This is a genomic window from Mucilaginibacter terrae (genome assembly GCF_031951985.1).
Taxonomy (GTDB): domain Bacteria; phylum Bacteroidota; class Bacteroidia; order Sphingobacteriales; family Sphingobacteriaceae; genus Mucilaginibacter; species Mucilaginibacter terrae_A.
The window spans coordinates 588,308-611,637 of the sequence record NZ_JAVLVU010000001.1; the positions used below are offsets into that span (position 1 = coordinate 588,308).

A 23,330-nucleotide genomic window follows, 5' to 3' on the forward strand; every position below is an offset into this window, starting at 1 on the left:
ATGCTTACCATCGTAATTTGTTTTAAATGTTTTAAACTACACTGAAGTTTACACACATGATTGAATGTTGAAAATTGATGTTGCAAAACGTGAATATGCGAAAGCAATAAGTCGTCAAATTGAGATTAAAATAACATTTTAAATCAAAGTTAACAAGGGCCTCATCATGTGGCCTTTTTAGTTTATAGTGTTGTAGATGTTGAATTCGAAAACAGTAATTTAAAGAGGCAATACAATTTTCAATAGAGCGTATATTACCTCATTAAACTTTCCAACTGTATTGCTTTTCACTTGTTAAAAAAAATGCTTTCAAACCGGTCCTTATTTACTTATTGGTACTCTATACAGTAAATAGCTAAAGCACTGTAAATGAAAACCAACCTTAAAGTATTACTTACCATTTGCTGCCTGGGGCAATTAATGGCTTTTGCATCTTGTAAAAAAAATAGTGTAACCATTGATAATGAGGAAGAAACAGTTGTATCTAAAACTACGCCAACTTCAGTAACTTTTAAAGGGGTTACCTATAATGTAGGCGATACAGTTTATGGCTATAAAAATTACATCAAATTGGTGGTAGGTGATAACAATGCTCCATTAATTTTAGGAGTGCCACATGATGGACTTAACACAGGCAGTCCTGTAATACCCGAAACCGGCGATACCGGTCGCGACCTCAACACAAAGCTACTGGCTAAATCAATTGCGAGTGCTTTTAAGAATGATACCGGCATGCAACCCTGGATGATCATCAACGAGATTGGCCGTAAAAGGGTTGACCCTAACACTTACCCCAGCGACGTGCCCTCACGCTATACCGATCCGGAAGCGGTTAATACCTATAACAGCTATCACGAATTGCTGCTTTTTGCACGTACTACTGTTGCTGCAGGTACAGCCGGAACCCAGGGTGCATTGTTTTTAGATATACATGGGCATGCACACCAATATGATGGCAGCCATACCGAACAATACACCTCAACCACAACTGGCAACACGCTGCAAAGTGCGTTTATTGATCAAACTGAGGTTGGTTATGGCCTCAGTAACTTTTCACTCGAGAAAGACAACACCTACCTGAACGCACTTGCCGATTCATCAAGCATCCGCAATATTGCTCTTGCACATCCTTCAACTTCGTTCTCGCAGCTAATACGCGGTACCTACAGCTTTGGTGCACTGTTGGAAGGGCAGAGTGTGCATGCAGTACCAGGCAACATTATGCAAATACTCGAACGCAATGCAACACTTTTTGGCACAGTATCGGGTAAACCTGATCGTAGGCCATATTTTAATGGGGGATATTGCACTCGTAAGTACGGCACTATCAATAAAGGTTCAACCACAGGGTTTAACGATAATATTGCCGCTATACAAATTGAAACACCTGGTATAACGGTCCGTAATAATGCTTCTATTATTGCAATTTCGGGTCCACGCATTAAAAAAGCTGTTATTAACTACCTAAATTACTGGTACGGTTACACTTTTACTAACACTTATTAAACTAAAACTTATCCATTTCAAAAAAAGGCCGATTTTTCGGCCTTTTTTTCATTTATATTTATTAATTATATTTCTTATTTATTATATTGCATTGTGAAATTACACTACTGATAATGATATTATAATCATAAAGTGTTTTTTGTATTAAATTTTCAATTTTAATAAGATCATAATGGCTACTTATGACCTGATAGGCGAAAAAGTATTACTCGAGCAGATAGCTAAGGGTAGCGAAATTGCGTTCAGGCGGGTTTTTGATCTTTATAAAACCAAAGTTTATACATTTATTGTTGGTTTTACTCATTCGAGGGCTGATGCTGAAGAAATTTTACAAGATACTTTTCTTACCCTTTGGCAAAACAGAAATACTCTTACCAACATTGAGCATCCGCGTAATTACATTTACACAGTGGTTCGCAATAAAACCTTCCATTATTTAAAGCAAGTTTCAAAAAGCGAAAAAATGATGCGCGAGGTGTGGGCAAATCTTAAACAAGACTGTAATTCAACCGACGATATTGTGCATCTGCGCGACAGTAATCGCCTTATTCAGGAAGCGCTGGGTATGCTGTCAGAACAAAAGCAACGTATATTTAATATGAGCCGTTACCAGGGGCTTAGTCATGAGCAAATAGCTGCGCAAACAGGTTTGTCAAAAAGCCGTGTTAAAAATGTTATAGTTGAAGTGCTCAAATTCATTAAAACTTACCTCGAACAATGCGCAGGTATGCTGGGCATTATTGCCTGGTTTATGGAGAATTAAAAAAATAATTCTTTTCCGGCGGTCCTTCCATCATTCTTTTTACTCTATACTTTAACAGCACTTAATTAGTGCGTGCCTTTGAATGGAACTGAACAACGAAAGGTTTAATTACCTGCTTAACCGGTATATAAATAAAGAATGTTCTGCAGACGAGTTTGCAGAGTTTTTTACCTATATCGAAAATCCTGCTTACGATGAGTTGATGCAGGAACGCATGAAAGAAAGCCTTAAAACGCTTACGCCCGGTGCCGATGTTCACCAGGTTGACTGGGATAGTATTTATAGCAACATAATTAATCATGATAATGGCAGCAGCCGCATACGCCGCATGTTTAGCCGTAAATTGGCGGCAGCTGCGGCCGTAGTAATACTATGTACCGCAGGTTTGTCATGGTGGCTGGTTAATCGCGGGCAGCCTGTACAACATGTGGCTAAGGTTACTAAGGTAAAAGATGTGCAGCCCGGTACCGATAAGGCCGTACTGCAACTGGCCGATGGCAGGCGCATTGTTTTAAACAATACAGGCAATGGTGTACTGGCTAAACAAGGCAGTACCTCTGTAAAACAACAAAACGGAGGAGTGCTGGCTTACGATGCCGGCAACCAGGAAGAAGGTGCTAACCCTTCGCTCACAAATACGTTAAGCGTTCCTGCCGGGGGCAAGTATATGATTATTTTGCCCGATGAAAGCAAGGTTTGGCTTAATTCTAATTCGTCATTAACCTATGCGGCAGCTTTTACAGGTGCAAAGCGGGAGGTGGTTTTAAAGGGCGAAGCCTATTTTGAAATTGCTAAAGACGCCCGGCATCCGTTTATTGTAAAAAGCGGCCGTTCTACAGTGCAGGTATTAGGTACACATTTCAATATTTCGGCATACCCCGATGAAAGCCTGAGCGAGGTTACACTTTGCGAAGGATCGGTAAGGCTTAGCGTGGGCAACCAGTTTGCCTTGCTTAAACCCGGCGACCAGGCCTCATTTAACCGGCACGATGACATGATTGCGCTGAAAGAGGTAGACGTAGAGGAAGCGATTGACTGGAAAAACGGCTATTTCCAGTTTGATAATGCTGGTATTGAAAAGGTAATGAACAAAATAAAACGCTGGTATAATATCGATGTTGCTTTTCAGGGAGCAAAACCTGATGTGAAGTTTACCGGCATGATATCGCGTAACAATAAGCTTTCTAAAATTCTTAACCTCCTCCAGTCGACGGGAGGGGTTGATTTTGAGATAACAGATAATAAAGTGATTGTTAAAAATAAATAAACTGTTTTATGAAAAACCATTACTAAAAATTTACAACCGTACTGACGGGAGTACCGGTGCGCCCGGCAGTGCAGTTGTAGCCCCATGTTAAAACGCTATTAATTAACTCCAAATGCTCTTCTGATGATTAATTGTTTACCCTTTAAAAGAAGGGCCACAGACTCTTATTGCCCAAAAAAAAGCAGGGCGTGGCATTCAGCCCGTAAGGTTGTACGTGTGGCCAGGTTTATTACAGCCATTATTTTAGTGCTCACGCTGCAGGCTAATGCAGTTACCTATGCACAAAAAATTAACATTACCACTCAAAACGCCACTCTTAAAGATGTTTTTAAGGAACTGCGTAAACAAAGCGGTCAGGATTTCATCTACAACAATGAGGTGCTCAACCGCTCTAAACCGGTTACCATCAACGTGCATAACGAAACGCTTGAAGGTACACTAAAACAGATTTTTTCAAACCAGCCGCTCAGTTACGAAATAAGCGGACAAACTATCATTGTTAAAGTAAAGCAAGCTGTACGTAACCAGCCCGATAGGGCAATTACAGGTAGTGTTACTTCATCAGTTGATAATGAGCCGCTTATTGGGGTGTCTGTTTCTGTAAAAGGCCAGTTAACAGGCGTTACCACCGATATTACCGGCCATTATTCTATTAATTTACCGGGTGGCAGCAACGTGTTGGTTTTTAAATATATTGGATTTATTGCCCGCGAAATTGAAGTTGGAGATAACAGTAAGCTGGATATAAAAATGGTACCCGGCAACCAGCAGTTAGAGGAGGTTGTAGTACAGGCTTATGGTACAACTAAGCGCGGTGCCCTTACCAACTCGGTTGCAACCATTAATGCTAAAGAATTAGAGAAACGCCCAATTACCAGTTTAACCACCGCTCTGGCAGGTGCGGCTCCGGGTATACAAACTACCACCGGAAGCGGCCAGCCTGGTTCGGGGGTAGGGGTTAGTATACGTGGTTTTGGTTCGGTAAATGCCGGTACCGAAATTTTGTACGTGGTTGATGGCGCGCCCTACGGCGGTGTGATAAGCAACCTTAACCCTAACGATATTGAAAGCATTTCGGTACTTAAGGATGCATCGGCGAGCGCGCTTTATGGTTCGCGGGCAGCTAATGGGGTGGTACTCATTACCACCAAATCCGGCGTTAAAAATAAGGATGTTATTGAAGTTAAGGCTACCGGTGGCATTACCTCTCGCGGTTTAGCCAACTATGAAAAGGTTGATGCCTTTCAATATTATCCGCTTATATGGGAGTCAATGCGTAACCAATACGTGGCAAATGGCCAGGCATTGGCAACGGCCAATCAATCGGCAACTGATAATGTAAAAAGCCAGTTGGTTTATAACCCGTTTAACGTGCCCGATAATCAAATTGTACGTAGCGATGGTACCATAAATCCGGCGGCCTCATTCCTATACCCCGATGATTTGAGCTTCAGGAAAGCCATGCAGCAAACCGGCGTTAGGCAAAACTACTCGCTGGGCCTACGCGGTGGTGCAGAAAAATCGAGCTATTATGCGTCTGTTGATTATCTTAATGATAAGGGTTACAGCAAAGGCAGCGATTACAATCGTATAACTGGCAGGGCTAAAATTGATTTGAGTCCCAAAAAATGGTTGAAGGCGGGTGTAAATATGTCGGGCACTATAGCTAAAACACTTTTGGCTAATGAGGATGCGGGCATCAACGAAAACCCTTTTTACGTTGATTTGCTGATGGCGCCTATTTACCCGGTTTATAAACACGATGCACAGGGTAATTATGTGTATGATGCCGCCGGCGAAAAAGAGTATGACAATGGTGAGTTACGTCCTATATTTCAGGGGCGCAACATATTGGCCGAAACTATGCTTAACCAGCTTTACAACAAGCGCAATGCGCTGGGCGGTCGTACTTATTTAGAAGCTACTTTGTTACGAGGCTTAAAAGCAACTGCCAACCTTGCGGTTGACGTTAATAATTACGAGTACCTGTTTTACCGTAACCCCGATATTGGCGATGGTGTTAGTGTAAACGGCCGTACCTCGCGTACAAGCAGCAAAACCCAAACGCTTACCATTAACCAGTTATTAAACTACAACCGCACGTTTGGCAAACATAGCATTGATGCGTTGTTAGGTCATGAGTATTACTTTGAAAAGTACACCTACCTTACTGCCCGCCGCGACAACCAGGTGGTTGACGGACCGGTTGAGTTAGACAATTATGCCAACCCGGCTGTGGTAGATTCGTACGTTACTGAAGACAAAATTGAGAGCTTTTTATCAAGGTTTCAGTACAATTATGATAACCGTTATTTCTTGACAGGTTCGGTCCGTTCTGACGGTTCATCAAGGTTTCACCCGTATTCGCGCTGGAGCACGTTTTGGTCTTTAGGGGCCGGTTGGCAATTGCAAAATGAGGCCTTCATGAAACGCTATCAATGGCTTGACTTACTTAAGTTGCGCGCATCATACGGTGAAGTAGGCTCAAATCAAATAGGTTTATATCCTTACCAATCCTTCTATAACATCGGTAACAATAACAACTCCGAGCCGGGCATGACGCAAAGCCGTACCGTAGGTGGCGGTGAGGATTTGCAGTGGGAAATTAACCAAACTTATGATGTGGCCTTAGAGTTTGGCTTATTTAAAAATCGCATTAATGGTACGTTGGAGTATTTCCGTCGTGGTTCAAAAGAATTGTTGTTTTACGTTCCGCTACCACTATCGAGCGGCCGTAGCAGCCAGCCCCAAAACATAGGTGCTTTATATAACAACGGTTTCGAGATACAATTAAGCGGAGACCCGATCCGCAGCAAAAACTTTGTTTGGAATGTATTGGTAAACTGGACTAAGTTTAAAAACAATATCACCAGAATGCCAGATAATCCTCCTTATATTGTTGATGGTACTAAGAGACGCGAGGCCGGATACTCTATTTACGATTACTGGCTACGCGATTGGTACGGTGTTGACCCTGCCACTGGTGTAGAGCTTTACTATGCCGACCCTGCTGTAACCACTGATGCGGCTGCCTTTACCAACGCTAATGGCGACAGGGTAACCAGTAACGCTAACTCGGCATTATATAACTATGTAGGTTCGGCCATACCTGATTTTTACGGTAGTTTAGGAAATACATTTACCTACAAAAGTTTTTCACTTAATTTTTTATTGATGTATCAGGTTGGCGGTAAGGCGTTTGATCGTGATTATCAATCATTAATGTACAATGGTTCATACGGTAGGGCATTACACGTTGATGCGCTCAAGCGCTGGCAAAAACCGGGCGATATTACCGATGTGCCTATCCGCAATACGGGTACAACCATGTATGATAGCGATCGCTGGTTAATTGATGCCTCGGCATTAAGCCTGCGTACAGCATCGCTTACCTATACGCTGCCTGCAAAACTGGCAACCAAAATAGGGGCGAGCCGCGCACAATGCTTCTTTACGGGCGAAAACCTCTTTATCCTGTCAAAGCGTAAAGGTTTAGATCCTACCCAATCGTTTACAGGCGTATCATCATACACCTACGCTCCAACCCGCATAGTAACATTAGGCGTTAATATAGTTTTATAAAAACCGGCTATGAAACATTTAAAAATATTTGCAGCACTCTTAATATCTGCACTTTTGTTTTCGTGCAGTAAGGAAGCTCTAAACACCAATCCAACGAGCGGAATATCCGACGAAACAGCTTTCGCTTCGGTAGACAATGCCCAAAAAGCCCTCAATGGTATTTACCGTATTTTGTATACGCAATACACCAACCAGCATCGCGATGGGCATGGTGCCATAATGATCAACCTCGATGCCATGGGCGAAGATTATGTGCGTACCAATGCCTCATATGTGTACCATTATCAATCATACCGCTGGTTGGCGCACCGCAACTCGGCCGATGATAATGTAAACGCCTTTACTTATACGTTTTACTATATCGTTATTTCAAACGCTAACCAAATTATCGAGCGTATTGATGGAGTAGAGGGTGAGGCGGCTACCAAAGCAGTTATAAAGGGCGAGGCGCTGGCGCTGCGCGCCTGGGCGCATTTTCAACTGGTGCAATTGTATGGTAAACGTTATGATGCAACCACCATGCCCAATAGCCAGCTTGGTATACCTATTGTAATTACCTCAAGTACCGAGGGGCAGCCGCGTGCTACTGTTGAAGCCGTTTACACTCAAATTAACAAAGATTTAGACGAGGCTATCAGCAACCTGGCGGCAACTCCGGCGTCGCGCACCGGCAGCGCCAAAACGCATATCAACATCAATGTGGCTAAAGGCTTTAAAGCCCGTGTTGCCTTGGTAATGCAAAACTGGCCGGTTGCTATTAAGTTTGCACAGGAAGCCCGCGCAGGTATTGATAACCTGATGACCAATGCCCAATACACAGCCGGCTTTACCGATATTAATAACACCGAGTGGATGTGGGGCATTATTCAACCTGCCGATCAAGTACCAACCTATGGCTCATTTTATGCTTACATGTCGGCTAACTTTAACTCGGCATTTACAAGAGTTAATCCTAAACTTATAAACTCGTTGCTTTACGCAAAAATACCTACAACCGATATTCGTAAAAAATTGTGGTGGGATGGCACAACGGCCGACAGGGCGAATTTTCCTACTATTGCCAGCCAAACTAAAGTGATCTATATGCACCGCAAATACCAGGTGCCTGATGTGGCCACCCGAGCCGGTGATATTCCGTACATGCGTATAGCCGAAATGTATCTTATTGAAGCCGAAGCGCAGGCACGTGCCGGAAACAGTACGGCTGCGGCTCAAGCACTATTGCCGCTGGCTAAAAACCGCGATGCAGCTTATGTATTATCAACCAAAACGGGAGCTGCCTTAGTTGATGATATTATGGTGCAAAGGCGTGTTGAGCTTTGGGGTGAAGGTTTTCGTTTCCTGGACTTAAAGCGCACCAATGCCGACTTAGATCGCAGGGGTACGAATCACAAGCTCGATGTAGCTAACATTATGTACGTGCCGGCCGGAGATCCGTCATGGCAATGGCTTATTCCGCAAGATGAAATTAACTCAAACCCGGCAATTGGTCCGGCTAATCAAAATCCATAAATTTTCCTTGTGTTTTATTCAATGTTAGTAAATGTTAGAGGGCTGCCCGGTGGGCAGTCCTTTAAGTTTTTGATAGTTTTACTGGCCCTTACAGGCTTAGCTGCTTGTCGCACCAACAAGTTAAATACAACAGCGGCGGTATTGAAAGTCGATTCATCAAAAGCAAAAATAACGTGGCAACAGCGTCGCGAATATATTTTTAATAACCGCCAGCTAATTTTTAGCAACAAGTTTGCATCGGCTCGTTTTAGTGCTATTACCCAGCAAAATGATAGCACTTTTAAAATTGATGTACTACCCGAAAACGAGCCGGTAAACCCAAGCCCGTGGTATGCATTTAAGGTATGGTCGGCCATTGGTCGGAATGTTTATATAACGCTTAACTATCCTACCACCAAGCATCGCTATAACCCTAAAGTGAGCGTTAATGGCAAACAGTGGCAGGATGTATTGCCCGTAAGTATTGCAAAAGATGAGCGGCAGGCATCGTTTAAAATAAAAGCGGGAACCGATACTTTGACTGTATCCGCTCAAGAAATCATCAGCTCGGCCGATAGTTACCGCTGGATGGATAGTATAGCCGAATCCGGTAATTTAAATAAACAGGTAACAGGGCATAGTTTAATGGGTAAGCCAATAACGATGTTAACCAGCAAGGGCAGTAATGGCAAAAAGCTGGTGGTGGTATTAAGCAGGCAGCATCCGCCCGAAGTTACTGGCTACATGGCCATGCAGGAGTTTGTGCGAACAGTAACCGCTAATACGACAATGGCAATAAAATTCAGAGAGCAGTACCAATTGTTGCTTTGGCCTATGCTAAACCCCGACGGAGTTGATGAGGGTAATTGGAGGCATAGCGCCGCAGGTGTTGACCTGAACCGCGATTGGGAAAACTTTGTACAGCCCGAAACTAAAGCGGTGCAACAGGCCGTATTAAATATAGTGAAACAGCAAAATGCCAAAGTTTACTTTACGCTCGATTTTCATTCAACTTACTACGATATATTTTACATTAACCAATTGCAAAATCCATCGGCCTCCAATTTACCAGGTTTTACGGTTGAATGGTTAGATGCTATGAAAAAGTCTATTCCGGGCTTTAGCCCTCAAATAAAACCATCGGGTAATGGTGGTAATGTATCAAAAAGTTGGTTCAGCCGGAAATTGGGTGCCGAAGCATTAACATACGAAGTAGGGGATAATACCTCACGTAACCTATTAAAGTTAAAAGGCCGGATAGCAGCAGAAGAAATGATGAAAAAACTAATGGCAGATAATTAAAAAGGCTTTAAGCGAAATGTTTTAAATAAGCGTAAGAGCTCGAATTTATTTAAACGGCTTTATGTTATTATAATAAATGTTGTTATTTATCACCTGTCTTTTTCATCCACGCAGCGTATTGTTTATCCAATATCTTTTGAGGCCAATTACCATACCACGCGTAACCTGTACGGCGCTCTTTTTCTATTTCGGCAATGTTGTATTTCTTTTGACTATCTCTGCCCGAAAAGAATGGCTTGTTTGTTCCTATCTCATAAAAACGTGCCCAAATAGTTGAACCGGCATCTGCAACAAGTTGTCCATCGTTGGAGCGTTCAAAACGATAGCCTTCAATTTTGACTTTGGCAAACCACTCTACAGCGCTTTTAATAGCTGCTTTAACATCGGTAGTAGGATAGAGTTGACGCATTAAAAACTCAACAATTGCCGCCGATTCGGATGCGCTTAAACCTACCAGCTCAAATTTGCGGGCGGCTACCGGTTGTAAGGTTTTTTTATCGTATTGTTGTGTCCATGCGGTTAACTTGCCATTAACCTTTACCTGTGTTTTTATAATACAATCTATACCTTTTTTCACGGCTTGTTTGCATGGGGCTACCAATGCTTTATTAACCACATCAAAACCTTTGGTGCCATTGGCTATGTTGTACATTATGTCTAATGTATTGATCATGGCATTGTCGTTGTAGGTAATCTGGGCACGGTATAAGCTGATATCGGGGTAATACTGTGGCCAGCCGCCATTAGGATATTGTGCTTTTAACAGATACCTGATACCTTTTTCGGCTGCTTTAAGGTAAACCGAATTTTGAGTTTGCTTATAGGCGATTACCAGGTAGGTGATCTCTTTATGAGTTGCGCCATTATCAATAGTTGCGTCAATACGATTTGAATCGGCACGGGTTAATTGCTTTTGGTCATCAGTCAGGTTTTTGTTGTAATCAACTTTAACCTCATTTACTGCTTTAGGCCAGCCGCCTACGCTACGCTGATAAAGCAGCATGTTTTCGGCAACAGGGTCAGTTTTAACTTGAGCCTCAACTTTAGTCCAAAGCAAGCCTATAAAGCAAGAGACAGTAAGTATAAAAGTTCTCTTAGTAATTATTGCCATAAAATAATTTGTGGTTTGACTATATCTGCCGCTATAAGTTAAGTGCCGGGAGTAAATTTTAATCAGATAAGTTATCATCCCCCAAAAACAGCACACCGGTAGTTGATACCGGTGTGCTGCAAATAAAGGGTTTTATTTTGCCCAACGTGGGTCGCCAATAGCTCCGCCTGTTGTGCTGGCCGTACGCAGAGCCGAACCTGCAGGTAAAGCAAAGTTAGTGGTAGCTTGTACCCAACCTAAATCGGTATTGGTAATAGCGGCAGTGGTTACAGTTGTGGCCGAGTTACTCAAAGGTAATGGGCTGCCGACTGTGGTTTGTGTGAGTAATGCAAACGTGTTGTTGTTTGTAAACGTAAACGAACTTCCAACCCCTGTACCTCTAAACAGGCCAGATATAATTGTTGCCGCCCTGGGGCTGTTTGCAATAATTGAATTAGTAACTGCGACTTTAATAGCATTAGCATTTGCATCTGCAAAAACAAATGTATTGGTACCGCCCCCAAACGAGTTAAATGTACATTTATCAATTGTTATACTTGGAATAGGTGTACCTGTATTAAGGACTGTTGTTGCTACTATAAAATTACGTCCAAATTCATAAAATGTTGAATTAGTAATGTTCAACTGTGCAAATTGAACTTTGCTTAATTCAATGGTGTTAAATCCGGCAGTGGCAGATTTATTGATATTAAACGCAAGCGTGTTGTTGATATTAATATTACCAATAACAAAACCGTTAGTGTTGGTAGCACGGTTTCCGCGTAAAAATGCATTTACTACATTACTTACCACACAGCCATCAATATTAATGTTTGTAAATGTTGCATTTTCTGCATCCGACGCGTTACCTATTAAGTTAAGGAAGTATTGAGCAGCTCCTGCAGTACCATCAAAGGTGATGTCTTTAGCCGAGAAGCCTGCACCTGTACCCTTAATGTCAATTTGCTTAAAATTGATTATTACTTTGCTGGCATCGCCCGACTTACCCTGTAAACCAATATTCTTTTGTTGAATAGTAATATTGGCATAAGCGGCAGTAATGTCCTTAACATCGTAAGTTCCATCAGCCAAGCCAATAATATCGCCATTTGAAGCATTGTTAATCACGTCGATCAAGTTATCTGCTGATGTGATCTCTTTTGTAAATAGCGGTGTTTTAAATGTGGTAAAACCTTTAATGCGTGTACCTGAATATATATCAGCACGGTAGCTGGCATCACCTGTAAGTCCGGTTACTAATTTGTTAGTGGCTGTAACATCGGCAGGAGAAAGGGCTACATCAAATGCAGCACCACCAGCCAGTGGCGTGATGGTTATTTTGGTTACATCAGGTGTAGTGAGCCAGCGTAATGTAACCGTTTTTGATGTTAGATCGGCACTGGTAACGGTTTGCAATATGCCGGGCATGGTAAAACTACTGCTGGTTACCACATATCCATTAGAGCCTGGTAAAGTTGCTGTTGAATTGGCTTTTACGCGGGCGTAGTAGGGTTGTCCCACCTGTATGTTATCATCCGTTAAGGTAAGTGTTACAGCATCAGTGGTTTTGATATAATCAATGGTGGTGAATGCAGCATTTTTTGATACTTCTAAAGTATAATTTACACCTGTTCCTCCTGAAAATAGAGATGCTTTCCAATCAATTTTTACAGTTGTACCGGCTGTTGTAGTATTTAACCCGGTGGGAATAAATGCCCGTGACGGTTGTAATGAGCCAACCGCATTATCTTTTTTACATGCGCCAAACAGCGAGGCAAATAGTACCAGCCCCGGCAGCCATGTTTTATTTATATTAATGAATTTCATGTTAATCTGAATTAAGATTATTAATAGCCGGGGTTTTGTTTAAGATTTGGATTGGCATCAATTTGGTTTTGCGGAAACGGCAATAACTCACTTTTAAATTGTGTAAAGTTTACTGCAAAATACGTAAGTATTGTTGTGTTGATACCCGTGCCTACCCATGATACCGCTGTGTAACCTGCCGGAGCCGGTGTAACCGTAGCATCATAATATGAGGTAGGAGAGAAAAATGTTAACGGTGCCGGTTGATTTGGTTTGTAGTACAACGTAGTTGGGAGCTTTGAATAATCTACCGGTGTAGTTTCGCCATTATAAGTTTGTGATTGATACATGGCTTTCATGCGATCTTTGGCTTCGTCCAGTTTAGCTTTAAGCAGGTTCCAGCGTATCAGGTCGTACTTGCGTATGCCTTCGCCGCCAAGTTCCCAGGCGCGTTCGTTTACAAGGGCAGTAAAAAAGCCGTTTTTGGTAGTTGGTGTAGTACCAATAGATGAACTGCCGAAAGCTCGTTTGCGTACCCTTTCAAAAGCGGTAATTGCAGCAGCAGTTGGGCCGTTGTTGAGCTCGTTTTCGGCTTCGGCAAACATTAGCAACACATCTGAGTAGCGCATCATTGGCCAGTTGGTGCCAAAGTACTGGGCGGCTGAGGTTAGCGAACCTGTCCAGTCTCTGCGGAATTTGCCATCAACCATACTTTGTAAAGTACGGGCAACCAAAACCGGGCCTGTGGTAATATCATATGGCGCACACATTACATCGCGGCGGGTATCATTACGGTCGAACGAATAGAAGTAGGTAGGCAATACGGTTAAAGCACCATTACCTGTTCCGTTATAACGAGGTCCGTTATAATAACCCAGTTTACTATCGCCCACGGCACTCGAACCGCCCGACATGCCCACTTCAAACAATACTTCGCCGTTAGGCTCTGGTTTGTGCTGGCATATAAAATCTTTCCAAACGGCCTGGTAGCTGCTGTTGAGGTTATGGTCGGCTGTGCGCTGAATAATAGCATTGCACTCGTCGCGGACTATCTGGTAGTATTTTTTGTAGTTCGCCTCATCACGTTTTATAGTTTTGTCCGCGCGAAGCGAATACCCACCTCTGAACAAGGCTATGCGGGCACGCAAAGCGCGTATAGCACCTTGAGATAATCTTTCATTATTGAATTGAGTAGCCTCAGTACGCCATGGCACTATGGTTTCGGCCTGTGCCAAATCATTTAAAACCCGGTCGTAAATGGTGTCGCGGTCGGTCTTTGGTTTAAATAAATCGCTCTCAAAGGCTGATGGGGTCCATTGCGCAGGTACATCGCCCCAGTTTTTAATCAACTCAAAATAAAACTGTGCACGTAAGGCTAATGCCTCACCATAAAAGCGCTTAAGCTGGGCTTGCTCAGATATAGTACCTCCCGTGTATTGCGCCATTTTGGGAATATAGTAAATGGCTAAGTTGGCACGTTCAACACCCACGTATAGCTGTGAGTAAGGGTTGGCTAATTGCGTATTGCTGGGTTGTACATTGTAGTGTGCAATATCACGGCGCTCATTATCAGGGTACGGAGTAGCGCCTTGTCCCATCATTTCGTCATTATCAAGCGGGTAATACATGCTCAGGCGTATACCATAACCGGCATCGCCGCCTAACTGTGCGTAAGCCGATATTAAAGCCTTTTCGGCATTAGCCGGGCTGCTGAAAACATAATCGGGCCCGAAGGATGAAATAGGTTCAACCTCAAGGTATTTTTTACAAGATGAAAATGCAAAAGCTATGCCTGCTATTGCCAGTACACCTGCGGTATATTTTACTATTTTATGAGTAGTCATTTTCTTCAATTAAAATTTAGTTATAAACTCAGGTTTACACCCATAATAAAGGCCCTGCTGCGCGGATAAGCTGCGTAATCAACACCGGGAGTTACCGGGCTGTTGCGGCGGGTATTAACCTCGGGGTCGTAACCACTGTAGCCGGTAATTACAGCCAGATTATTTACGGTTCCGTAAACACGAAGGCGGCTAACATGTATTTTGCTCAGGAGCTTAGGTGATAGTGTATAACCCAAGGTTAGATTATTTATACGTAAAAACGAACCACTTTCAACTGCCCATGAATGTACATAGAACGAACTTGCAGTTGTTAAAGGCGACCAGATGGTTGCATTTGTATTTAGTGCTGTTAGAGCTGCCGGATCGGTTACGCGTTGTCCCTGATCGTTTACGTTACGCCAGCGGCCGTTCATAATTGATAGCAAATTTGAGTTAGGTGTGTACCCGCTGGTAAACTCTAACTTATTGGCGTTCAATATGTCGTTGCCTAACTGGTAATTTAAGAAAATGCTTAGGTCGAAGTTTTTATAAGTAAATTGTTGATTAAAGCCACCAAAAAACTTAGGCTGTGCATCACCAATAATGGTACGGTCTTTATCGTCAATAATGTTATTACCGTCTAAATCTTTAAATTTAATTACACCTGGTTGCGGTGCTGTTGAGGTTACCGACTGGTTGTTAGGAATACCTGCCTTGAGTGTGTAAACACCATTGGCGTAATTAAAATCATCTACTTTGTAATATCCGTCGGTTTCTAATCCCCAAATGGTACCTACCGATTGTCCAACCTTGGTTATATAATCAGATGGTTGGTTTGAACCTGCCCAGCCCGATGAATATAAGCGTGAAGTGGTTATGCCACCCAAGCTAAGAATTTTGTTTTTGTTGTAAGAGATGTTGTAGTTAATTGTCCAGCTAAAGTTTTTATTGGAGATGGGGGTAGCGTTTAACTGAAGTTCCACCCCTTTATTTTGTGTAGAGCCAATATTACGTATTTGCTCCTGATAACCAGTTTGTGCGGGTAATTGCAGCGGGAACAGAAGGTTGGTGATTTTGTTGCTGTAAACATCGGCAGTTACCTGCAAGCGATTGTTAAAAACGCTAAAATCTAAACCGAGTCCTTTAGCTGTAGTTGTTTCCCAGGTTAGGCTGTTGTAAGCCAGGGCCGATGGACCAAAGCCAACTACCAGTTGGTCATTTATACTGTATGTGTTATTGGTTGGCGTGCCAACAAATTGGGTTAAGTATAAAAAGTTAGGTACCCGGTTATTAGCCGATTGGCCATAATTAACCCTTAATTTTACGTCGTTGAAGGTGTTTTTAAGTTTTGAGAAGAATTTTTCATCCGAAACTCGCCATGCAAAAGATCCAGCCGGGAAGTATCCCCATTTGTAACCCTGTGCAAATTTAGATGAACCATCGCCCCGCATTGATAAATTTAAAAGGTATTTTTTATCGAACGAATAGCTGATACGGCCAAAGAAAGAGAATACCCTGTTAGGAATTTCGGACGAAACGGGCAGTGGCTGGGTCAAACCCACACTACCTGCCGGAACCACACCTAAGCTAAAGTTACCTAAAGCACGATCGGCACTTATGCCAACCGGAAAGAAGCGGCTTTCGATGGTATAACTTTTCAAGTTATCATCATATAACTCCTGACCCAACAAAACATTTAAACTATTGCGCTTGCTAAATCCCCAACCCGATTTATCAAAGTTTAAGGTAAAAACATTGGAGTTATTTATAGTACCGCGTGTAGTGGTGGCTATTGATGCGGTAGGCATGTTCGCATTTTGCCGGGCAATGCTGGTAATGGTATCATTAAAAGCATTGGCGCGGGTGCTGCTGTAATCATACCCGAAGGTGGTTTTAAATGAAACTATCTTGTTAATGTTATAAGTAACACTGCCGCTAAAGTTAGCTGTATTTTGATAGTTACGACGGTACTCGGCCTGGTTCAATAAAATAGGGTTAACCAGCGAAAGACTGTTGGCATTTGTTTGCGAAGCATAATCGGGATCATAATCATCAAGGTCGCGGCCACCTGTTAGTAGTGGGCGGTATTTTACGGTTTGCCTTAAACGGTTATTTGATGATGAACCCGGATCGGAAGTACCCGCACCGTTAACAATAGTATTATTATAACGAACCGTGAAATTAGCCGACAGCTTATCGTTTATTTTTTGATCGAACTTAAAGTTGATGATCTTACGGTTAAAATCAGAAATAAGTTGTACGCCTTCTTCACCATTTGAAGTAACGCTCAATGCGTAGCGGGTATTCTCGTTACCGCCGGTTAAGCTCAGGTTGTGGGTTTGCATAAGGGCATTGCGGCCAAACATTTGCTTTTGCCAGTCAACAAAGGGTGCTTCTTTATATAACTCAAGATCATTATAAAAGCCGTAAGCCCCGGTAAAGGTGTTTAATTCCTGAGCACCGTTAAGTAATGCACGTTCGTATTGGTACTTTACAAAATCATAAGGGTTCATCACATCCAGCTTATTATTAAGCTTGCGGAAACCCACCAAGCCGTTATAGCTGATAGTTGGTTTTTGAGAGCGTGAGCCACCTTTTGTGGTAATTAAAACTACACCGTTACCGCCGCGTGCACCGTAAATGGCAGTTGAGGCCGCATCTTTCAATACATCAATCGATTCAATATCCTGTGGTGCCAATACCGATAAGGCATTTTCAACCTGTACACCGTCGACTACGTAAAGGGGGGTGTTTTCGAGAGTTATGGAACCACCACCACGTACTTTTACCGAAGCTGTAGTATTGGGCGAACCTTCAGACTGGGTAATTTGCACACCCGCTAAACGACCGGCCAATGCCTCAGCAGTAGAGTTAATAGGGATATCCTTCAACTGCTTAGCATTAACCGATGATACCGAGCCTGTTAGAGCATTTTTTGATACCGTTCCGTAGCCAATGTTTACCACCTGTACCTCATTTAAGTTTGTGGCTGCATTCTGCTGCAAGGTAATATTGAGCTGGGTTTGGCTGCCTACAGCAACTTCCTGGTTTTCAAAGCCTATGTAGCGTAATACCAGCACAGGGTTCCCGGTTGTGGGTACATTTATTTTAAATATACCCGCTACATCGGTACTGACACCCTGACTGGTGCCTTTAAGCATTACTGTGACACCAACCAGAGGCTCGCCACTTTTGTCGGTCACCTTGCCTGTAATACTGCGTGTTTGGGCCCATGCGGTACTGCAAAGCAGGGTGAACATGAAAATTTGAAGTAAAAGTTTATTCATAATTTATTTGGTTTCAATATAATTGGTTGCACTTGAGCCTAAACATTACTCGAAATGTTTGGGCAGCAAAATGCCTAAAAAATGAAGTAAGAATTTTATTAAACTGGTTTAACGGAGCAAAAAAAGCAATTAAGTATTGGTTAACCTTAATTACTTGTTATTGAGACAAGAATAAACATTTTACGAATACAAAAAAAGAAATTTTGCTAAAAATTAAATAAAATTCATAATGCTGAAGAACATGCCCGGCATGTTTTCATGTGCTGTTTAAATCGAACAAAATTGTTCGGTTTAAATTAATGCGAAAGTTGCTTTGCTTATATGAAAGCATTGCTAAATTCCCTTCTTTAAAAATAAAATTGGCTGCGTATGGTAATAATCCTAATTTAACAAAGTATTAAATAAGTTTTTTAATTTGCTTTTGAGTTTATGTGTGCTTTTATAATTTGAAATTGCAATTGACATTATATGAATAAAAATATACTAAAACTTCACCAAATAGCTTCACAGTCAACAAGAAAGATCATTGGGTTAATGTCGGGTACCTCTTTTGATGGTTTGGATATTGCCTTGTGTGAATTTGAGGGGAGCGGTACAGACACTACTGTTAGCGTTACGAATTTTATAACCAAAGAATATACGCCTGAATTTAAAGAAGAGATTAAATCCATATTTGCCAAGCGTAAGGTTGATTTAGAAAAGCTCACCTTGCTCAATGCTTTTATAGGGAGTTATTATGCTAAACTTATTCAGGAATGCCTTGACACCTGGAACGTGCCGAATACAGATGTTGATTTAATAGCCAGTCACGGTCAAACCATATTTCATGCACCCAAACATCATCACCCTTATGATAATTATGGCAATGCCACGCTACAAATAGGTGATGCCGATCATTTAGCTGTAAAAACAGGTATTATAACCCTAAGCGATTTCAGGCAAAAGCATATTGCCGCCGGAGGCGAGGGAGCACCACTTGCAGTTTATGGCGACTACCTGGTATTCTCGGATTCGGTTGAGAACCGCATTATGCTCAACGTTGGAGGAATAGCCAACTTTACATATTTACCAGCAGGCAAACCCGATAAGTTTTTTTCGACCGATGTAGGGCCCGGTAATACGCTGATGGATCAGTATGTACAGGCTAACTTCCCGGGTATGTATTATGATAAAGATTCGGAACTTGCTTTGAAGGGCAACGTAGATAAGGCGCTTCTTAAAGCTTTATTAAACGATCCGTTCTTTGATTCGCCTTTCCCAAAAACAACCGGGCCCGAATTGTTTGATCTTGCTTATTTAGAGCATGCAGTTCAAGTTGCCGGGTGTGAAAATCTTTCACATTACGATGTTTTGGCAACCCTGGCTCTGTTTTCTGCACAAGGTATTATTAAGGCAATCGAAACTACGGTTACAGCATCCCAATCGTTTGAAATTTATATAAGCGGTGGCGGCATGCATAACCCCTTATTGCTCTCACATCTTGAAAGGTATTATTCCAGAAAGATAAGATCAACAGCTGATTTAGGCATTGATCCTGATGCAAAAGAGGCCGTATTGTTTGCCTTACTGGCTAACGAAGCTGTTGCCGGTAATGCCGATACTTTGCAAAGTACTGCCGGTGTACCAAAAGTAACTATGGGAAAAGTAAGCTTTCCGTTATAAACTGTATTATCACTATGCAATAATTTAATTAATCCTGATATGAAACAAATTCTACTATGTTTAAAAACAGCAAGAGCCTTACTGGTTCTACTCATTGCGCTGTGTTTGGGACAAAACGCCATGGCCCAAAACAGGCAAGTTATTAAAGGCGTAATTAAAGACGCACGTAATAAGGAACCCATTATTGGTGCGGTAATCAGGCTGACTGGTACTACGGTAGGTACCGCCACCGATGTTAACGGCGCGTATACTTTAAACGCAAGCGTGCCAAATGGCAACTATACCATTGCTATAACTTATACAGGTTATAAGCCTGTTAATAAATTGGTTACATTAGATCAAAGCCCGGTTACAGTAGACCTTGAACTTTCGGAAGATGCATTAAGTTTGAACGAGGTTGTGGTTACCGGTACCGGAGCCGCTACCAGTAAAAAGCAGCTGGGTAATGCCATATCAACGGTATCAGCTAAAGACATGGAAAACAGCACAGCTACATCTATCGACCAAGCTTTAGCCGGTAAAGTTGCCGGTGCGCAAATATCACAAAACTCGGGTAACCCGGCCGGTGGTATTAGCGTGCGTTTAAGGGGTAATAGCACTATTGCCGGTTCGAGCGACCCGTTGTATATTGTAGACGGTGTGATTGTAAACAATAGTTCGAGCGAACTGATAGACCTGGGTGGCTACTCGCAGAACAGGTTGGTTGACATTAACCCTGCAGATATTGACCATATTGAGATTATTAAAGGTGCTGCCGGAGCTGCAATTTACGGTTCGCGGGCCAGCAACGGCGTGGTGCAAATATTTACTAAAAGGGGCAAGGCCGGCAAGCCTGTGGTTAGCGTCTCTACACAATTCAGGTCAAATTCGCTTCGCAAAAAATTGGAGTATAATAAATATCCGTTTCGTTTTACCAACACCGGTACGACTGCCGCTGCTAATGCTGATCTAACTCAAGTTCCGGTTGAACGTTATGATTTGCAGGACCGTATTTTCAGGGATGCTTATGGTAACGAAACTAACTTATCGGTTTCGGGTGGTAACGATAACACTACTTACTTTATGAGTGGCAGTTATTTGGGCAATCAGGGTATTATAGATAAAACAAACTTTCAGAGAGGTACAGCCCGTTTAAGGGTCGATCAGCGTTTCAATAATTGGATCAAAGTATCGTTAGGTTTAAATTATAGTTTAAGCGGTAGTAAAGAAATACCAAATGGCGGTATAAATGAGGCTTACGGTGCGTTAACGGGTTTCATCTTTGGTAATAACTTTATCAACCCCGATCCAAACCCTGTTACTGGCATCTATCCAACATTAGCTCCAACAGGCTTGTTGCGTACCAATCCATTAGAAGCCATAAACAGGTTCGATTTTAACCAAAAAACCAGTAGATTGATTGGTGATATCCAGGTTAATATGACTCCGGTTAAAAACCTGACTATCAATTATACATTAGGTTATGATAACTCTACTCAATTAGCCACAGGTTATATTCCAATTGGTAATACCTCGCCATCATTCAGCACAGGTTTTGCTCGCCGCGCCGATAGGATTGCATTGTTGTTAAACAATGACCTTAACGTTAGTTACAAAGGCAAACTTGGCGATTTTGAGTTTACCACAGCTGCAGGTGCTACCGCTCAAACCGAACGCGTTAGCACAGCCGGCGTTACGGGTACACAGCTCAGCCCGTTTAGCCAGGTTGCATCAAGTGGTACCAATTTAATTGTTACCGATGCCCGCTCCACACTAAACATCCTTGGTTTTTATGCTCAGGAAACAATAGGTTTTAAAAATAAGCTATATGTAACAGGTGCCATACGTAACGATGTGGCTTCGTCTTTTGGTAAAGAAAACCGCTGGCAGTAATACAATATATCACACCAACTAACATTAATAAGTACGGTGGTAAATTTGTGTTAGTTACAGGGCACCTTTGCAGTTTTATTAAACAAAAAAATTTAGTAATTATGACCATGGGTGATAATTATGAACAAAAGCCATTACTCAAAGTAATACTTGAAGGCAGGGCCTTAGAGCGGGCAGTAAAGGATCATTATGAGTTTAGCCGTATCGATTCTATGGTAAAATCTCCGCTTGGAAATACTTTTACAGCGGTGGGTTTGTTAAAAATGTCAAACGCTCCTTACATGAAAATCACCAATCCGCAAAATATTATGATCGGGCCATTTGCACGGTTAGAAAAGCCATAAATTTGTAATAGTAATATTTTTAATATCAAAAATGGTTGCCACACAGTTTTTTTATCAATTAAAGTATGCTTGCCTCAATTTCGGCATCTGTCTGAACAATACTTTACTTCTTCCCAAACCTTTTCCCATTTTTTTCGCCAGGTAAACGGTCGTCCGCAGGTAACGCAAACTTTGGCTGGCAGGTGTTGTTTTTTAACCCCTTTCATGTTTCCATTTCTTTTTCATGTTAGCATACATTTCGTTTGCTTCGGCTTCCTTCCATTTTTGATAAAACATCTTTGCGGCCTCCGCCTTTTCCTGGTCGCCTGTACCACGTTCCAATTGCCGGTAATTATTTTGCTCGTCATATTTTTTACCGCCTTTATAATTGGCGTAGCGCCTCGCCCTTGTATAACCCATTTGTAAATACTTACGAGCCATATCGGCACCTACAAACTCATGAGCTGCAAGGTATGTCGCAAATAGGGCATATATTTTATTACTGCTTTCCAAGGCTATTTCAGAAGTTTTAAACCGCCAGTACTGACCAATTTCCGATTTATAAGGCTCGCAAATTAATACGCCTTGTTCCCCTTTACCAACTCTATACTGTTCGGTGTGTACGGTAGTTGATGCCGGGTTTCCATGCATAGGCTTCTTTATCAAAATTCAGGTAGCTGGGTTTATCCATAAATTAAAATGCACAGCCAATACGTTACCTCGTGCAGCAGTTCGATGTATTGAACATTTAATAGGTTATAGATGGCCTTTTCGTGAAACATGAATAAATAACAGCTACCCCTGTAGCCTGTTTTGAGCATTTGCACAATAATCTGAGCATTATTAATATTTTATTGTGACCAGATGATTTAGAATGGGAACAAATATTTAAAGGTCCATAATGGAACAATAATACATCCCTGGTGTTTAAACTTTGTCTATTGCCCATCCACTACGCTTTATAGCCGTTCCCGATACCTATCATACCTTCTAAAAAACAAACAATGAAGAAAGAAACAGGGGAACCTACATTCACTACTAAAACATCACCTAAAGCCGAGCCGGCTTTATTAGAGCTTTTTACCGATGGCATTAAGGATATTTACTGGGCTGAGAACCATTTGGTAAAAACCTTACCTAAAATGATCAAGGCGGCCACTTCTAAAGCGTTGGCTTCCGGTATTGAAAAACATCTCGAAGAAACCAAAACCCACGTGTTGCGCCTCGAACAAGCATTTGAATTGCTGGAAGAAAAAGTACAGGCTCAAAAATGCGATGCCATGGAAGGGTTGGCCAAAGAAGGCGAAAGCATTATCGAAAGCACGGAAGCCGGTACCGCAACACGCGATGTAGGTATCATTCTGGCTTCGCAAAAAGTAGAGCATTATGAGATTGCCACTTACGGCGGATTGCATCAATTAGCAGTAACGCTCGGTTTAAACGAGGTGGCTGAGCTATTAGCGCAAACATTGGCCGAAGAAAAGGCTGCTGATAAGCAACTTACAGATGTTGCCGAAAATGACATTAATTACCAAGCAGCCGCGGAAGCATAAATT

At 42.1% G+C, this 23,330-nt stretch carries 16 protein-coding genes; 10 read left to right on the forward strand and 6 right to left on the reverse strand.

All coding sequences use genetic code 11. The features are described from left to right. Window positions 1-369: 369 nt before the first annotated feature. From QE417_RS02485 to QE417_RS02510, 6 genes are all read left to right on the forward strand, one after another. The gene (locus QE417_RS02485; RefSeq protein WP_311947310.1) at window positions 370-1,506 is read left to right on the forward strand and encodes a hypothetical protein; all 1,137 of its coding nucleotides are present in this window, start codon (window positions 370-372) and stop codon (window positions 1,504-1,506) included. Between the two features lie 172 nt (window positions 1,507-1,678). Continuing rightward, window positions 1,679-2,269, forward strand: a complete 591-nt coding sequence (locus QE417_RS02490; protein ID WP_311947312.1) for an RNA polymerase sigma factor — start codon at window positions 1,679-1,681, stop codon at window positions 2,267-2,269. A gap of 82 nt (window positions 2,270-2,351) precedes the next feature. Then, window positions 2,352-3,536, forward strand: coding sequence for a FecR family protein (locus QE417_RS02495; RefSeq protein WP_311947313.1), 1,185 nt, complete (start codon window positions 2,352-2,354; stop codon window positions 3,534-3,536). A 216-nt stretch (window positions 3,537-3,752) separates the two neighbouring features. Then, the gene (locus tag QE417_RS02500; RefSeq protein ID WP_311947314.1) at window positions 3,753-7,118 is read left to right on the forward strand and encodes a TonB-dependent receptor; all 3,366 of its coding nucleotides are present in this window, start codon (window positions 3,753-3,755) and stop codon (window positions 7,116-7,118) included. Window positions 7,119-7,127: 9 nt separating this feature from the next. Then, window positions 7,128-8,630 carry a RagB/SusD family nutrient uptake outer membrane protein gene (locus tag QE417_RS02505; RefSeq protein WP_311947315.1) on the forward strand — a complete coding sequence of 501 codons (1,503 nt, stop codon included), beginning with the start codon at window positions 7,128-7,130 and terminating at the stop codon, window positions 8,628-8,630. Between the two features lie 21 nt (window positions 8,631-8,651). After that, the gene (locus QE417_RS02510; RefSeq protein ID WP_311947316.1) at window positions 8,652-9,911 is read left to right on the forward strand and encodes a M14 family metallopeptidase; all 1,260 of its coding nucleotides are present in this window, start codon (window positions 8,652-8,654) and stop codon (window positions 9,909-9,911) included. An 82-nt stretch (window positions 9,912-9,993) separates the two neighbouring features. Here QE417_RS02510 and pelA read toward each other — a convergent pair whose 3' ends face one another. From pelA to QE417_RS02530, 4 genes are all read right to left on the reverse strand, one after another. Beyond that, window positions 9,994-11,022 carry a pectate lyase gene (gene pelA, locus QE417_RS02515; RefSeq protein ID WP_311947317.1) on the reverse strand — a complete coding sequence of 343 codons (1,029 nt, stop codon included), beginning with the start codon at window positions 11,020-11,022 and terminating at the stop codon, window positions 9,994-9,996. Window positions 11,023-11,154: 132 nt separating this feature from the next. Then, window positions 11,155-12,828, reverse strand: a complete 1,674-nt coding sequence (locus QE417_RS02520) for a hypothetical protein (RefSeq protein WP_311947319.1) — start codon at window positions 12,826-12,828, stop codon at window positions 11,155-11,157. 20 nt (window positions 12,829-12,848) lie between these two features. Further along, a complete protein-coding gene (locus tag QE417_RS02525) occupies window positions 12,849-14,651 on the reverse strand; it encodes a RagB/SusD family nutrient uptake outer membrane protein (RefSeq protein WP_311947320.1) in 1,803 nt (600 codons plus the stop codon). 20 nt (window positions 14,652-14,671) lie between these two features. Beyond that, on the reverse strand, window positions 14,672-17,917 hold the full coding sequence (locus QE417_RS02530) for a SusC/RagA family TonB-linked outer membrane protein (protein ID WP_311947321.1): 3,246 nt from the start codon (window positions 17,915-17,917) through the stop codon (window positions 14,672-14,674). A 468-nt stretch (window positions 17,918-18,385) separates the two neighbouring features. Between QE417_RS02530 and QE417_RS02535 the strand changes: the two genes are divergently transcribed. From QE417_RS02535 to QE417_RS02545, 3 genes are all read left to right on the forward strand, one after another. Further along, on the forward strand, window positions 18,386-19,579 hold the full coding sequence (locus QE417_RS02535; RefSeq protein ID WP_311947322.1) for an anhydro-N-acetylmuramic acid kinase: 1,194 nt from the start codon (window positions 18,386-18,388) through the stop codon (window positions 19,577-19,579). A gap of 39 nt (window positions 19,580-19,618) precedes the next feature. Beyond that, window positions 19,619-21,451 (forward strand): SusC/RagA family TonB-linked outer membrane protein, encoded by a 1,833-nt coding sequence (locus QE417_RS02540; protein WP_311947323.1) that lies wholly within the window; start codon window positions 19,619-19,621, stop codon window positions 21,449-21,451. 101 nt (window positions 21,452-21,552) lie between these two features. Continuing rightward, complete coding sequence (locus QE417_RS02545) at window positions 21,553-21,795, forward strand: hypothetical protein (protein ID WP_311947324.1); 243 nt, start codon at window positions 21,553-21,555, stop codon at window positions 21,793-21,795. Window positions 21,796-21,869: 74 nt separating this feature from the next. Here QE417_RS02545 and QE417_RS02550 read toward each other — a convergent pair whose 3' ends face one another. Both QE417_RS02550 and QE417_RS02555 read right to left on the reverse strand, forming a co-directional pair. After that, complete coding sequence (locus tag QE417_RS02550) at window positions 21,870-22,001, reverse strand: DUF2256 domain-containing protein (protein WP_311947325.1); 132 nt, start codon at window positions 21,999-22,001, stop codon at window positions 21,870-21,872. After that, window positions 21,988-22,425: a DUF4385 domain-containing protein gene (locus QE417_RS02555; protein ID WP_311947326.1), complete on the reverse strand. Its 438-nt coding sequence runs from the start codon at window positions 22,423-22,425 to the stop codon at window positions 21,988-21,990. Before QE417_RS02555 ends, QE417_RS02550 begins: the two co-directional genes overlap by 14 nt. Window positions 22,426-22,778: 353 nt before the next feature. Between QE417_RS02555 and QE417_RS02560 the strand changes: the two genes are divergently transcribed. After that, window positions 22,779-23,327: a YciE/YciF ferroxidase family protein gene (locus QE417_RS02560; RefSeq protein WP_311947328.1), complete on the forward strand. Its 549-nt coding sequence runs from the start codon at window positions 22,779-22,781 to the stop codon at window positions 23,325-23,327. Window positions 23,328-23,330 lie beyond the last annotated feature (3 nt).